This window comes from Nanhaiella sioensis (assembly GCF_046557775.1).
In the GTDB taxonomy this organism is placed as follows: Bacteria; Bacillota; Bacilli; order Bacillales; family SM2101; genus Nanhaiella; species Nanhaiella sioensis.
This window is the reverse complement of the sequence record NZ_JBKAEG010000001.1, coordinates 651,487-666,466: the sequence shown is the minus strand read 5'-3', so window position 1 is coordinate 666,466 and position 14,980 is coordinate 651,487. Positions and strand designations below refer to the sequence as shown.

Annotated in this window: 14 protein-coding genes; all 14 read left to right on the top strand. The window is 33.3% G+C overall.

From position 1 onward, the window contains the following. Positions 1-487 precede the first annotated feature (487 nt). The 14 genes from V1503_RS03145 (at position 488) to V1503_RS03080 (ending at position 14,966) form a co-directional block, all read left to right on the top strand. On the top strand, positions 488-805 hold the full coding sequence (locus V1503_RS03145; RefSeq protein WP_320259112.1) for a hypothetical protein: 318 nt from the start codon (positions 488-490) through the stop codon (positions 803-805). 161 nt (positions 806-966) lie between these two features. After that, positions 967-1,098 (top strand): hypothetical protein, encoded by a 132-nt coding sequence (locus V1503_RS03140; RefSeq protein WP_410624788.1) that lies wholly within the window; start codon positions 967-969, stop codon positions 1,096-1,098. 135 nt (positions 1,099-1,233) lie between these two features. Further along, positions 1,234-2,625: a 4Fe-4S binding protein gene (locus tag V1503_RS03135; RefSeq protein WP_410629373.1), complete on the top strand. Its 1,392-nt coding sequence runs from the start codon at positions 1,234-1,236 to the stop codon at positions 2,623-2,625. Positions 2,626-2,653: 28 nt separating this feature from the next. Further along, the gene (locus V1503_RS03130) at positions 2,654-3,589 is read left to right on the top strand and encodes a F510_1955 family glycosylhydrolase (RefSeq protein WP_410624786.1); all 936 of its coding nucleotides are present in this window, start codon (positions 2,654-2,656) and stop codon (positions 3,587-3,589) included. A gap of 230 nt (positions 3,590-3,819) precedes the next feature. Beyond that, on the top strand, positions 3,820-4,122 hold the full coding sequence (locus V1503_RS03125; RefSeq protein ID WP_410624784.1) for an SHOCT domain-containing protein: 303 nt from the start codon (positions 3,820-3,822) through the stop codon (positions 4,120-4,122). A gap of 121 nt (positions 4,123-4,243) precedes the next feature. After that, a complete protein-coding gene (locus V1503_RS03120; protein WP_410624782.1) occupies positions 4,244-5,731 on the top strand; it encodes a multicopper oxidase family protein in 1,488 nt (495 codons plus the stop codon). A gap of 232 nt (positions 5,732-5,963) precedes the next feature. Beyond that, positions 5,964-6,695: an urease accessory protein UreH domain-containing protein gene (locus tag V1503_RS03115; RefSeq protein WP_410624780.1), complete on the top strand. Its 732-nt coding sequence runs from the start codon at positions 5,964-5,966 to the stop codon at positions 6,693-6,695. Between the two features lie 239 nt (positions 6,696-6,934). Further along, complete coding sequence (locus V1503_RS03110) at positions 6,935-9,208, top strand: heavy metal translocating P-type ATPase (RefSeq protein ID WP_410624778.1); 2,274 nt, start codon at positions 6,935-6,937, stop codon at positions 9,206-9,208. A 422-nt stretch (positions 9,209-9,630) separates the two neighbouring features. Next, positions 9,631-10,458: a prolipoprotein diacylglyceryl transferase gene (gene lgt / locus V1503_RS03105; RefSeq protein WP_410624776.1), complete on the top strand. Its 828-nt coding sequence runs from the start codon at positions 9,631-9,633 to the stop codon at positions 10,456-10,458. Between the two features lie 375 nt (positions 10,459-10,833). Next, positions 10,834-11,124 carry a hypothetical protein gene (locus V1503_RS03100; RefSeq protein WP_410624774.1) on the top strand — a complete coding sequence of 97 codons (291 nt, stop codon included), beginning with the start codon at positions 10,834-10,836 and terminating at the stop codon, positions 11,122-11,124. Between the two features lie 545 nt (positions 11,125-11,669). Then, positions 11,670-12,281 carry a hypothetical protein gene (locus V1503_RS03095; RefSeq protein ID WP_410624772.1) on the top strand — a complete coding sequence of 204 codons (612 nt, stop codon included), beginning with the start codon at positions 11,670-11,672 and terminating at the stop codon, positions 12,279-12,281. Between the two features lie 140 nt (positions 12,282-12,421). After that, positions 12,422-13,141: a response regulator transcription factor gene (locus V1503_RS03090; RefSeq protein ID WP_410624770.1), complete on the top strand. Its 720-nt coding sequence runs from the start codon at positions 12,422-12,424 to the stop codon at positions 13,139-13,141. After that, positions 13,138-14,544, top strand: a complete 1,407-nt coding sequence (locus V1503_RS03085) for a sensor histidine kinase (RefSeq protein ID WP_410624768.1) — start codon at positions 13,138-13,140, stop codon at positions 14,542-14,544. Before V1503_RS03090 ends, V1503_RS03085 begins: the two co-directional genes overlap by 4 nt. Before the next feature lie 293 nt (positions 14,545-14,837). Next, positions 14,838-14,966, top strand: a complete 129-nt coding sequence (locus tag V1503_RS03080) for a hypothetical protein (RefSeq protein WP_410624766.1) — start codon at positions 14,838-14,840, stop codon at positions 14,964-14,966. The last annotated feature ends 14 nt before the right edge of the window (positions 14,967-14,980 follow it).

The window sequence follows — 14,980 nt, the reverse complement described above, 5'->3', positions numbered from 1 at the left end:
TTTGTATTATGAAATGATTTTGTTTGGGTAAACCCTGTTTCCAAAACTATTGTATGAAATGTGACGAGCCACTTGAAAAATTATAGGATTCGTAGATGAGTCCTATAATAATTAAGTACGTTGGCTGGTCTTTTTGTTGTGCATGAATAATATTGATTTCTAGATAGTAGCTTGATTATAGGTTGCTAAAACTAATTCGGAGATGGTTTTCTTTTGGTTACATATACAAGAGCCTTTACATGTGTAAGATCCATTTATATTTTCTTTCTTAGGTATTTGTATTACACCTTCCCTATTGTTGTTGAGACTTAACAACTATTTTATTTGAATCCAAAATCTCCATAAAAACTTTAAAATTTCATTCTATAATAACTCTGTTGAACTAACTAAAAGGCTTGCCACAAGGATAACCTTTTATTAATTATTGGGGTGTGAAAATTGAAAAAGGTGGTTCAGTGTAAACTATATAAAATGGGTGAGTTCAGTGTTGAGTAATATGCGTAAAAAAGAAAATAAAATAATATTTATTACTAAAGGGTATGCTGTGACAATACCAAAAAAACTTAGGGATTTTTGTAATATGGAACCTGGGCAAGTAGTGGATGTTTACTATAGTGATATGTGGATAGAAATAACGAGCAATAGAAGAAATGAAAGTTTAGAAAATCAAGTAGTGGTTGGTTCCAGAGGTTCAATATATATACCAAAAGAAATACGGAAATTTACGAATATTAATGAAAGCACTAAATTTAAAATTTGTATTAATGAAAATTTAAAATCAATCAAACTAATACCATTTGTTTAGGGCAATAAACTTGGACTATAGTGTACATAGGTTTGTTACATCATTCATCAAATTAATTTTTTAAAAAAATACATTATTTCTTCAAAAAAAATCCTTTAAATCTGCATATTCCCTCGATATTTTTAGAGTGTAAAAAAAATATCTTCATAGAGGAGTTAGGGATGTTAAAGAAAGTATCAGCATTTAGCCTACTCGTAGTGTTACTAAGCATAGGGATAGTCGTATATGCAGATGGAGGGGATGCGGGAAATTATGAAGACATTTCATCAGTTATTAACGGTTTTAGAGGATAAAATACTTTAATAGAACAAAAAAATCAACTCTTTGAACAATCCGATGGTCATGCTCACGGTGAAGAGATTGTAATTGTAGATTCTCCAAATTATGTGGTTTTAGGAATATTTGGGACAATTATCTTCTTGTTTTTAGTGTTGGGTCTCATTTTAAAATTACATAAGAGAAAAATGGAAGAAGCATATATTCAAAGAATACATATGAAGAACTTGTTGTCGCATCCCATTATAAGCAGTTTTCTTAAAAGTAAATGGTATCCTGGGATTTTTCAATGGACAGCCATTGTTGTGTTTTCAATCATTGTATTTCAGTTAGTTGCGGGTACAACAAATGGTCATAAGAATTTTGGAACGACGATGACATGGGTTCTTTGGTGGCCTATTATTCCGCTTTTTTTTATCTTATTTGGAAGGTTTTGGTGTGCAGTTTGTCCATTCGGCAAAATAAGTGACATTGTTCGAAAATACTTTGGTAGTGAACTCCCCGTACCAAAGTTTCTAAAACAGTATGGTATTTGGTTAATGGATTTATTTTTTATTTTAATTACATGGAGTGATCACGTTTTTGGTATTGTCGATTCACCTAGAGGATCTGGGTATTTATTATTAATCTTGTTGACAATGGTCATCATCACATCTGTTTTTTACGAAAGAAGAACTTTTTGTAAGACACTATGCTTTCTAGGTGGTCTTGCAGGTAATTATTCTAGAGCTGGTATTGTTGAATTAAAAGGGACAGAGGAAATTTGTAAAAGCTGCAAAACTCAATCATGTTATCGGGGTAACAGCAAAGTTGAAGGTTGTCCTATGTTTCAATTTCCAAGAACAATGGATTCAAGTGGGGATTGTAACTTATGTGCGAATTGTATTAAAGCTTGTCCTAATGATTCGATTCAAGTTTCAATTCGTAAACCTACTAGTGAGTTATGGGGCATAAAAAAGCCAAGGTTAGAGCATACCGCATTAGCAGCTATCATTATGGGAATCGTATTTGTTCAAAATATTACGATGTTGTCTGTATGGGAAGATATTCTACAATACATAAGTCAATTAACGAGAACAACGAGCTATGCAATTAATTTTACAGTTGCATTTATAGTATCAATGGTTATTCCATTATTCCTTTTGTGGTTTGCTTCTTTTATAGCATCTAATAAAAAGGACATGCAAACAATTAAAGAGTATTTTGTAATTTTTGGTTATGCCATTATTCCGCTGGATTTGGCAGGGCATATGGCACATAATTTATTTCATATTTTGACCGAGGGGAAAGCAATTTGGTACAATACGCTCCAGTTGTTTGGTATTAAAGCGAGTGGTGATTTAGCTATTAGTTCAGGTTTAACAGTACAAATATTACAGTATGCAATTATAGTTTTAGGATTGCTTGGCTCGATTTATACCGTACATCGTATAGGGAACAATAATGGTATTCAGAGGAAGCTACCTTTTTATGTGTTAATGATAGTATTTACAGTAGTCAATATTTATCTGTTTGCACTGCCAATGGATCACAGAGTTCATTAAATTTCTTTCTAGAAGGAGACAATTATATATGAAAATGTTAAAGACAATTGCTCCAATTTTATTAGTAGGAGTAGTACTTGTTGGCTGTAATTCCAATGAACAAACTACAGAACCTACGAAAATAGAAGGTGGCAAAAAAATTGAACATATGCACGGGTTATCATTTCAGGATGATACGATCTTTGTTGCTACACATGAAGGAATGATTTCCACTAGTGATAAAGGAGAATCATGGTATACTGTTAGCTCTCATGATAATGATTTTATGGGTTATCATGCACTATCGAATGGTGAAATGATTACAAGTGGTCATCCAGGGAAGTCATCAAACCTTCCAGACCCTCTAGGACTTTTAAAAAGTACTGATAATGGAATTACATGGGAAGAAGTATCGTTACAAGGCAAGATTGATTTTCACATTTTAGATGCAAATTATTCAAATACTGATATTATATATGGTTTGAATCAAATGGGTAGTGGCAAATATGGGGCTGGTATATTTAAATCAATTGATGGTGGCGAAAATTGGGATAAAATTGAGCCAGTTGGCTTACCAGATGACCTTCATAAAATTTACACATTAATCTCACAGCCGAATAATGATAGTGAACTACTGGCTGGAACACAGAATGGTGTCATGCGTTCTGAAGATAGTGGAGAGACATGGGAGTTATTAGATGGAAATCGCTTAATTACTGCAATTACAGTTATGCCAAATGAAAGCAAGGACTTAGTGAGCTACTCAATTACACAAGATGAAGCAGGTATTATGAAAAGTAGCGACAATGGGCAGACTTGGGATTACATTGGTCTAGACTTGGGAGAGGACGCAGTCAATAATATATCTATAAATGCAGATAATAATAACTTAATGTCAGTAACAACATTTAACAACTCTGTGTATGTGACTGAAGATGGTGGGGGAAATTGGAAGCAAACGATAGATGCTGGAACTATTAAATAACAGCTATAGAAGAGACTCGACATATTAGTTGGGTCTTTTCTATATTTCAGAAATGATGGGTATTACATATTTGAAATTAATAAAATGCTTTAAGAATCTGCAAAATTTCTCAATTAATTTCGAAGAAAGTAATGATAAATAACATAAGCTTGTTGCATAAACTTTGTTGCTACTATTTTTTCACTATTAGCAACATAAACGTATTGAACATATGCAATTGAAAATTATGAATGAAGTTCAATAAATCTGCAAAAATTCTTGCTAGTATAAGAGCAAACGAATGGAGTGAACTGATCATGATGGGATGGCTCGATAGCTGCTCTGGTTTTCAAGGAGGAAGTATGATGATGCTAGGGATGTTTATTTTTTGGGGAGGCTTACTTTTCTTTGGGTTTTATCTTCTGAAAAAATATCTGAATGGCAATAACCATTCATACCAACATCCGATAAATATTTTAAATGAAAGGTTTGCAAAGGGTGAAATTTCTGAAAAAGAATATGACCATTTTAAAGCAAAAATAAGAAGTAAATAACAAAAACTGCTTCTATCTTTTATAAGTAGTTGGGCTAAACAAGTTTAATTTGACAACGGAGTATTGTGGAAAATCAATGGAAGATTAGTAGATAATGAACTTAACCAAAGGGGTGAAAGGTTTGGGGAAGTTTCGGTTATTGACACTTATAATTGGAGGAATTTCTTTCATATTAGTTGGGTGTCAACAAACAACTTCAAATGACAATTCAACATCTATAAATATATTAGATATACCAAAGGAAACTCCAAATGAAGAGGAGGTTGTTACATTTGATATTATTGCTCAATCAACTGTTTGGGAAATAAAAGGTACACGATTTGAAGCTTGGACTTATAATAACGAAATTCCTGGAGAGGAGATTCGTGTATCCGAGGGAGATTTCGTACGTGTAAATTTAAAGAACAACCTTGATGAGCCAGTTACGATTCATTGGCACGGCATGGTTCTCCCTAACATGATGGACGGTGTAGCTGGTGTGACACAAAATGCAGTGCAACCTGGTGAGGAATATACCTATGAATTTGAGGCAATAGAAGCAGGGACGTATTGGTATCATTCCCACCAAGATAGTGGTAATCAAGTAGATAGAGGTTTATATGGCGCACTAATCGTTGAACCTATGGAGAAATCTTATGACCAAGATTTTGTACTGATGCTAGATGAATGGTCTATTGGTGAAAGTGGTGGAATGATGGACCATATGTCCGGTGGCACTCCTGGAGAGATGGACTCACAGATGACCTATGGAACCTTTACTGTGAATGGTAAAAGTGCGCCAAATATCGACCCTGTTGTTGCTGATTTTGGAGAAAGAGTAAGATTGCGTCTAGTGAATGCTGGATATCAGAAACACTATTTATATTTACAAGGGAACTCTTACAATTTAGTTGCAAATGACGGTAAAGAAGTGATTGGTGCACCACTAATCTCTGATGTAATTGAGATAGCTCCTGGGGAGCGGCTAGACATTGAGTTTAACGCTAATCAGAGTAATAATTGGTATATTTCTAGCGTGAACAATGTGGAAGGTGCCAACGATATAAGAATTCCTATCATCGTAAATCACGTTGAAAAGCAAGTGGAAGATATAGATCCTGTTGTAGAAGGAAAAAAGGAGTTATCACTTATTGATTTTACAAACATTGGTGAAATGGAGTCGATTATTAGCTCAGAAGCCGAGCCAGACCTGATATACGAAATGGATTTGAACGTTGGGATGGGTATGATGGCAGGTGGTATGACTTACAAGATTAATGGGAAAACATTTCCTAATACTGATCCTATTAAAGTTCAGAAAGGTGACGTAGTAAAAGTAACGATTACAAATAATAGTATGTTAGACCATCCGATGCATTTACACGGTCACTACTTTCAAGTGATAACGAGAAATGGAGAGAGGTTAAAAAATCCATTAGTAAAAGACTTAATTAATGTTAAACCACATGAACAATATGAGATCTTATTTACTGCTGATAACCCAGGAGAATGGGTCTTTCATTGCCATGACCTTGTCCATGCTGGAAATGGGATGGTAACAGTTGTTAAATACAATGGATATTATTCACCATTTGAATTAGAAGGAGAGTACTTCAATAAACCCGAATAAGTTTATGTCATATAACGAGTTTCTTATTTTTCTATACTTTCTTTATAATTATGGCTCTTTTCATAAACTTTACTCAACAGTCATCGTTTTATAGAAAGATAGTTACCCAAAGCCTAGTTGTATACGTGTTTGTTATTTCGTACGAAAAACAACATTCTATACGAAAACAGTCATAATTATTGTATTTAGTGAGCATTAAAGTGTTAACTTGAAAATTAAAGGTGGTTTTGTTGTGTATGCTATATTTAGTCAGATAAGTAACTTTTTTAGTCAGCCTTTTATGAATATTGCGTATAGCGTTGAAGGTATTCCGCTGGCATCTGCATTTGTTTTGGGCATTGTTGGTGCAATGGCACCTTGTCAATTTACAGGGAATATTGGTGCAATTACTCTTTACGGAAATCGTTCCATGCAAGAAAAACTTGCATGGAAAGAAGTGATCTATTTCATTATCGGGAAAATAACTGCATTTTCTTTACTAGGGTTATTAGTATGGTTGCTAGGACGCGAGTTTCAGCAAAGTCTAACCTTATATTTTCCTTGGTTTAGGAAAGTAATTGGGCCAATTTTAATATTAATGGGTATTTATTTAATGGGGTTTTTCAAAATGACTTGGAATCTGCAGCTAATTAAAATACCAGACAGTTATTTTAAAAAAAGTAAATTTGGCTCATTTTTAATGGGATTAAGCTTTTCCTTAGCATTCTGTCCAACGATGTTCATCTTATTTTTTGTTACATTAATGCCTATCGTTCTATCTACTTCTTATGGAGTTATTTTACCAACTATTTTTGCTTTAGGTACGTCTATCCCTGTTCTAATAGCGTTGTTTATAATATGGTATTTTGGCTTAGCAGGTTCATTAATGAAAAAAGGTAGAAAACTAGGGAAACGAATTCAAATGATTGCTGGTATTATCATTATTATAATAGGTATCTTTGATACAATAACTTATTGGGCTTAAACTATAGTCATAGCAGCAACAAACTGCTATGACTATTTTATTTAGGACATTTTTTAGAGGAAGTTATGTCATATGGTCAAAATAAAAGATAAGTACAATATTTAAGTTGACAATTACCATAGGGGGGTATAGTATAAAAGTAAGGAAACAACATAAGGTTATTAATTAAGAGTAAGCGTTAAAGGCTATTCAAATTTTACTTCAACATAAATTCCAATTATGGAAAGGGCGGGTTATTGATGATGGAAGGTAAAAAGACTCATCAAAATGTGGGTAATCCTGAAAGACATACACATCAAGAACATGATGACCATAAACAACATGGACATGTAGGACATAATCACCTGGAACATAATAGTCATAACGAACATGATGGTCATAAACACCGAGAACATAATAGTCATAATCATAACGAACACGATGGTCATAAACACCGAGAACATAATAGTCATAGTCATAACGAACACGATGGTCATAAGCATCGAGAACATAATAGTCATAATCATCAAGAACATAATAATCATAATCATAACGAACACGGGGGGCATAATCACCAAGGCCATGGAGGGCATAATCATGGGCATATGATTGCTGACTTTAAGAGGAGATTCTATATTTCTTTAATAGTAACAATACCAATATTAATTTTTTCTCCTATGATCCAATCGATTTTAGGGTATGAATTAAGTTTTTATGGAGTAAATTATGCTCTGTTTATTTTAGCGACATTCATTTTTTTCTATGGGGGAAAGCCTTTTTTAACAGGTTCTTATGATGAGCTGAAACAAAAGAGTCCTGGAATGATGACCTTAATAGCACTTGCGATTGTAGTGGCGTATATATATAGTACCTTGACTGTCTTTGGTTTATCAGGAAATAATTTCTTCTGGGAATTAGCCACCCTCATTGACATTATGTTATTAGGGCACTGGATAGAAATGCGATCAGTAATGGGAGCTTCTAATGCTCTGGAAGAATTAGCGAAAATGATTCCTTCAGAGGCTCATTTGATAGATGAAAATGGAGAGATAACAGATGTTAACATTAGTCATTTAACCCAAGGAAATAAAGTTCTAGTAAAACCTGGTGAAAAGGTCCCTGTTGATGGAACTATTATTAAGGGGAACTCTTCCATCAACGAATCTATGCTGACAGGTGAATCAGTACCAGTTGAAAAAACAATAGACGATGGGGTGATTGCAGGATCCATAAATGGAGAAGGATCTTTAACCATACAAGTAGAAAAAACGGGAGAAGATAGCTATCTTTCCCAAGTAGTAAAGATGGTTAAAGAAGCCCAAGAATCAAGATCCAAAACACAGGATTTAGCTAATCGTGCTGCTAAATGGTTATTTTATCTAGCACTAATTGCTGGGTTCGTTACATTGGTAACATGGTTATTGCTGGGGTACCCTTTTGTTTATGCGTTAGAACGTATGGTAACTGTAATGGTAATTGCTTGTCCTCATGCTTTAGGTTTAGCAGCTCCATTAGTTGTAGCTAGATCTACAGCATTAGCTGCAAAGCAAGGGTTATTAATCAGAAACCGTGCTAACTTTGAAGAAGCAAGAAATATTCAATCCATTGTCTTTGATAAAACGGGTACTTTAACCGAGGGTGAATTTGGTGTAACTGATATCATGACTGAAAATGGCTATGAAAAGAAGGATGTTTTACAACTTGCAGCTTCTCTAGAAGTATTGTCTGAACACCCGATTGCAAAAGGGATAGTTGGAGAAGCAAAAGCTCAAAAATTAACTTTTTATCAGCCAGATGAGTTTGAATCGATGACAGGTAAAGGGCTAAAGGGAATTGTAAAAGGTAAAGAGATTTTACTAGTCAGCCCTGGTTTTGTTAAAGCAAATAATATAAGATTTCAACAAGAAACGTTTGAGAGATTATCTGAGCAAGGAAAAACTGTAATCTTTGTATTAATTAATAGTGAAGTAGCTGGAATGATTGCACTTGCTGATAAAGTTAGAGAAAGTGCTGAACGTGCAATCGCACGTTTGAAGAATATCAATGTCCAATCGTTGATGTTAACTGGAGATAATTACAAAGTAGCTCAATGGGTTGGAAAGCAATTGAATTTAGATGATGTAGTTGCAGAGGTATTACCACATGAAAAAGCAGACAAGATAAAAGAACTAAAAGCAAACGGTTTAAAAATAGCAATGACAGGGGATGGGGTCAATGATGCACCTGCTTTGGCAAACGCTGATCTCGGAATAGCTGTAGGAGCAGGTACTGATGTTGCAATGGAGACTGCAGATGTTATTTTAGTAAAAAGTAATCCTGAAGATGTTGTGTCCATCCTTGAGCTTTCAAAATCAACGTATAGAAAAATGATTCAGAATCTATGGTGGGCAACAGGGTATAACATTGTCGCGATTCCACTGGCAGCTGGAATTCTATCACCAATAGGAATTGTATTAAGTCCAGCAGTTGGAGCTGTATTAATGTCACTCAGTACTGTAATTGTTGCGATAAACGCACGATTGTTCAAAGGTTAAGATCGGAAAAATACATTGATAAAAAATATTCGTAAGTTAAGAAACGCCACTAAAGACTAAATAGTTTTGAGGTGGTGTTTTTTTGTAGGTGAAAGATTACCCAACACTTTTCTTTCGAAAAACTTTATAGTAAATTCCAATCTTCATAAAAAATCTATAATTTTCTATTATAATAGCACTGTATTCGAAGGAGGGGTCATATTTTAGGCTGTTTTCGCATTGATAGTTGTTTACGTGCTAAGAAATAAATACGGTATAACTTTAGTGAGTGGTACCTTTCTGCTATAAAACCAGAAAAACCCCCCCGTTATAGTGGTTTAAATTAGCAAAATAACAACAAAGATAAGGAAACGGACCTTTATTTAAGCTAGTATGACTGGTTATGATGAGTAGAAATAATTTAATGAAGAGAGGAATTTTTGATGAAACCCATATTTAGTATAGGTCCGCTTTCAATATATTTTTTTGGTTTAATGATAGCTATTGGTGTAATGGCAGGTTTAGCTATTTTAACTAGAGAAGCAAAACGTAGGGGACTTAATTATAAATTATTGATAGATGGTGCAATCTACTCTTTCATTGGTGGAGTAATAGGAGCTCGAATTATTTATGTATTCATGTACGATCCTATCTATTTTATTAATAATCCATTAGAAATTATATTCATTCATAACGGCGGACTCTCAATACATGGTGGTATTTTAGGTGGTCTTGCTGTTGGGTATATATTTTTGAAGCGTCACAAGATGCCGATTTGGGAAACATTAGATATTGTCGCGCCAGCATTAATATTAGCTCAAGGGATTAGTAGAATTGGTTGTGATGTATTTGGTGGTCCAATTTCACAGGCATTACCTTGGGGAATGGAAGTAAATGGAGAGTATCTTCATCCATCTCAAGCATACGAATTTTTATTAGATTATTTGTTATTTGGGTACCTATGGTTACGCTTGAAAAAATCATCTTACCATGGGCAAATCTTTATTCATTATTTAATTGGTTATATGATCATACGAGCAATTGTGGAATTCTCAAGAATTAATCCAATGATATTAGGTACGATATCTGTTAGTCATTTAATGAGTATTGTAGGTATAACCATCGGAATATTCTTAATGAAATATTTGAAACCAAGAAGCACTATTAATAATGATAATGTAATAACAGCAACAGATTATTATAAAACAATATTTGCAGTAATTGTATTGATGCTTTTATCGGTCATTATTTATTTTTGGGTACAGGGGTGAAGATCAGCTTAATAGTTGAAAAAACACCTTTCACACAGTTGAGAACATATATGCATTTTATCTGCAGAAAAAACAATTAGCATATAAAGATATTATAAGAGGTTATGGTATTGAGATGGGAGTGATGATTCAGAAATTCATAAGTAATAATATATTGTTAGATCGGCCCTTTTCTAAAATTTTGTTTAAGTTATTAAATTGAACAGCATGGTGAAGCTATATGAACTTTCATCCTTAAAATAGTATAAAAGGAGCCACTAACACCAGTTAGTATGCACATTTAGTTTTAAGTACAAAAAAATAACACCGTTCAAAGTTTACAGTCATTTGACATATGACTTCATTATTAAAATTGATCTATGGGAGGTATTAATGATGGAATGGATTTTACTTTTACTGCTTCTTTTATGTCCATTATCAATGGTCTTTATGATGAAAGGTCATAATCATGGAAAACATCAACATGGTCATCGTCATGGGAAACATCAATTTGGTCATAATGCTACTGTACAAAGTGATTTATCGTATGAAGAAGAACAGTCTTCTAGATTAGACAGCTATAAAGTTAAGCAATTAGAAGGTGAACTTACTATGTTAAGAGAACAACATGAATTGCTTAAAGAAAAATTTGATGACTCTATCGAAAGTAATGCAAAGAATAAGTAAAGCTGGAGAAGGAGTCAACAGGGTGAAAAATCTAATGATGTAGTTAAATAAATCGAACTACAAAGGAGATCATTGATAGAACCCTGTATACCAAGAAGCTCATGAAATCTCATTTGAGGACAGTATTGTAGAAAAGCATGAAGGAATTAATTATACATTTAATGATGATAACTTAGCCGAACACATACAAGGTTGATGTAATTAATATGGAAGCTACCCACCTTGTAAATGAATTACAATTAGATGATTGCAGGTTGATGTTGATTTAACTACTCATTCAGGTGATTTGACCGAATTAAAGCTAGATAAGAATATTTTTTTGAGTAGATGATTAGCACAAAGTATGTGTTAGAAATTTTGTTATCCAAAGGACAATTCAAGATTTTATCTTCAAATAAATAACTTTTATATTAATACCGTAGTTTTGGATTACACGTCTAGGTGATTTAAGTCGAATCATCTGATGTTTGTAGGGATATCTGTACTAGTTGCAATAGTAATTGCATATATTGGTGTACATGCTATTAAACTAGGATGTGATAAATATGATTATGTCAAAAGCGTTATTAATGACAATTATAACACCACTCTTATTAACCTTTTATATTTCCTTATGCTTGGTAATACAAAGAAAAAACATAGCAAGTATGACTAGTATGACGATTACAATGACAGTCGGTATGATGAATGGTTTGTTAAGTGGAGTGATCTTTGGGGTTTTTTTTAATGGAAATCTCTTTTTATCTACTGTCTTAGGAATGGGTGTTGGGTTTATATGTGGAAGTATGGTTGGGCTACTGAATGGAATCATACCAGTATTAAATGGAATGTTGTCAGGTTTAATGGGAGGAATGATGGGAGCAATGTTAGGTGAGATGGTAATGGTTCAATATCAGGAATCAACCATCAAAATTTTTTTTACATTAGTGATTGTTTCTCTCATTCTAGCTTTAAATTTGTTGAATGATGAAACGCAAAAACCTTTCACTCAGCCCTTCAATAAAATGCTTGAACATCCAATAGCTTCAGCTATTATCCTTATTGGATTTTTCTATATATACAATAATATGGGACTAATAGTTAACACTGAGTCGTTACAAGTTGATTTAGATATAGAACATAATCACATAATTGATAATAGTGGAAATGTAGATTGAAAACGGAAGGAGAGCAGCTTAGTCATGCTGGTCTCTTTTCAATATAGGATTATTCTTATCTGCCTATTGATCTTAAACCTTTTGAAAAACGGGAGATACTAATTTATATTTTAGGGAAAAATGCTGAATAGGGTGATCAAATGAAAAAACAAATTCTAGTTGTTGATGATGAAATTAATATGAGAAACCTTATTAAGATTCACTTGAGTAAGGATTATGAAGTGTACGAAGCAGATAATGGTTATGAGGGTTTATCAGTGGTAAAAAGAAAACACCAAATGCTTGACTTGCTCATTTTGGATATTATGATGCCACAATTAGATGGATGGGAAGTTTGTAAAGAAATTAGACAAAATCTAAATATATCAATTCCAGTTTTAATGTTAACTGCAAGAGATGAAGTAGCTGACCGAGTAAAAGGCTTAGAAATAGGAGCAGATGATTATTTAAGTAAACCTTTCGCTCCAGAAGAACTTCAAGCAAGAGTTAATGCATTGATACGTCGCTCTAGTGTATCCCGACATGAAAATAATTCCGAAGGCTTCCTGATTTTTGGAAATGGTGTTCTGACAATTGACTCAACTAGTAGAGAAGTTCGGATTAATAATGTTCTAATTGATTTAACTCCGAAAGAATTTAAGCTTATGCATCTATTGGCATTACATCCAAACAAAGTGTATACACGAGATATTCTGTTAGATACTGTGTGGGGGTATAATGAACCAACTGAACTAAGAACGGTTGACACACATATTAAAAATATAAGGGTAAAGATGAAGAAACTACAGTTTAGTTTTAATCCGATTAAAACGGTTTGGGGAGTAGGGTACCGGTTGAATAACCCTGACGAGAGTGTATGAAGAATTTTAACAGCATTACTTGGAAGCTTGGCTCTGTAATTATTATATTATTTATTATAATAGCAATTCCCCTCGTCTATGTAATCGATCGTTTATTTACTGACTTTTATTATAAACAAGTACATGACAATATTCACGAACTTTCTATACGTTATGCGTCTTCTCTTAATAACATTCAGGATGAGACAATCATTGAATTACTTCAACAGTTATCGTTTCTAACAAATACTGAGATCATTGTTGTTGATGAAAATGGACAAGTTATCTTTAGTTCTTTAGAGACTGTAGCACTCATTGGGGGAGGGTATCTATCAACCGATGATTTATCAACTCTTCGTGATGGTTATGATACAGATATAGAATATCGGAATGATAATACTCATTTTTTAGCGTCTGGGAGTCCTGTTTTTTCAAATAATCTATTTTTGGGAGGTGTTTTTGTGTTATCTTCCGTTGATGATATACATAAATCCATTTCTCAAGTCCGTTCATTATTGTTTATCGCTCTTCTCGGAGCAATATTAATAGGTATAGGAATTACTTATTTTGTCACTCGAAAATTATCCAATCCGCTTCTATTAATGGAAAAAGCTACGAGAGAAATAGCCAAAGGGAAGCTAAAGACACGAGTTAATGTACATTCATCTGATGAAATTGGTAAATTATCATCAGCCATTAATGACCTTGCAACTGAACTGGATTCATTTAGAACAAATAGAAGAGAATTCTTTGCAAATATAGCTCATGAGCTTCGTACACCGTTATCTTATTTACATGGGTATTCCCAAGCATTAAAAAATAATCTATACATGGATGAACACGAAAGAAATGAATATTTATCAATTATAGAAGTAGAGACAACTAGGTTAACAAGACTTGTTGAGGATTTATTTGACCTTTCAAAAATGGAATTAGGAAAAGTAGACGTATACACTGAATGGGTTGATATAGAGGAAATAGTTGAGTCTGCAGTTTATAAAACAAGCATTCACGCAAAGAAAAAAAAATTATTAGTTAAAACATTTTTCAACGAGCATACGCCTCTTATTTATTCAGATGGAGGCAAGCTAGAACAGCTGTTTATTAATCTTCTAGACAACGCCATCCGCTACACAAATCAAGGTGAGATTGAAGTAATTGTTAAAACTGAACGTGATAAATGTTTGGTTGATGTTAAGGATACAGGTATTGGTATACCAGAAGCGGATATTCCATTTATATTTGATAGATTTTATAGAGTGGATAAATCGCGTTCACGTACTATGGGTGGAACAGGTCTTGGGTTAGCGATCGTAAAAAATATTATTGAATTGTTGAACGGAGAGGTTAAGGTAACAAGCGAAATAAACAAGGGCACAACTATTAGTATTTCGTTGCCGATTGAAAGGGATAGCGCTTCATGAAGAAGAACTTAATTATACCTGGAGTATTAATTTTATTAGGAATTATTTGTTTTTCCATTGTAGTAACAACTTTAATTAAGCCGACAAGTATTCTTGATTATTTTAAGACATTATTTGAAATTTGTTTAATTGTGTTATGTCCTCTCATGATTTTTTCCGTATTTATAGTAATAAAATCAAAATAAAAGTATTTCCTTATAATGTGGATTGTATGGGGATTCGAAATTGTAGAGACTCTTATTGTTGTTTAGGACCTTTCACATGCACATAATCATAGGGTAGGAAAATGATCAATGACAATAGTCAATTTTTTAATAGAAGTAACGAATGAGAAAGAAGCATTAGGAATGACTATAAATAATCGTAAAAAAAGTAACCTAAAAGCGCTGATAAATACAGCGTTTTTTTTCTTATATTCATAAAATCTTTAAATTTT

Excerpts from the sequence above, each read along its gene's own strand:
- V1503_RS03095 (WP_410624772.1), top strand. The coding sequence starts at position 11,670 with ATGATTATGTCAAAAGCGTTATTAATGACAATTATAACACCACTCTTA.
- V1503_RS03080 (WP_410624766.1), top strand. The coding sequence starts at position 14,838 with ATGACAATAGTCAATTTTTTAATAGAAGTAACGAATGAGAAAGAAGCA.
- lgt (WP_410624776.1), top strand. The coding sequence starts at position 9,631 with ATGAAACCCATATTTAGTATAGGTCCGCTTTCAATATATTTTTTTGGT.
- V1503_RS03110 (WP_410624778.1), top strand. The coding sequence starts at position 6,935 with ATGATGGAAGGTAAAAAGACTCATCAAAATGTGGGTAATCCTGAAAGA.
- V1503_RS03130 (WP_410624786.1), top strand. The coding sequence starts at position 2,654 with ATGAAAATGTTAAAGACAATTGCTCCAATTTTATTAGTAGGAGTAGTA.
- V1503_RS03085 (WP_410624768.1), top strand. The coding sequence starts at position 13,138 with ATGAAGAATTTTAACAGCATTACTTGGAAGCTTGGCTCTGTAATTATT.
- V1503_RS03100 (WP_410624774.1), top strand. The coding sequence starts at position 10,834 with ATGGAATGGATTTTACTTTTACTGCTTCTTTTATGTCCATTATCAATG.
- V1503_RS03090 (WP_410624770.1), top strand. The coding sequence starts at position 12,422 with ATGAAAAAACAAATTCTAGTTGTTGATGATGAAATTAATATGAGAAAC.
- V1503_RS03140 (WP_410624788.1), top strand. The coding sequence starts at position 967 with ATGTTAAAGAAAGTATCAGCATTTAGCCTACTCGTAGTGTTACTAAGC.
- V1503_RS03125 (WP_410624784.1), top strand. The coding sequence starts at position 3,820 with ATGAAGTTCAATAAATCTGCAAAAATTCTTGCTAGTATAAGAGCAAAC.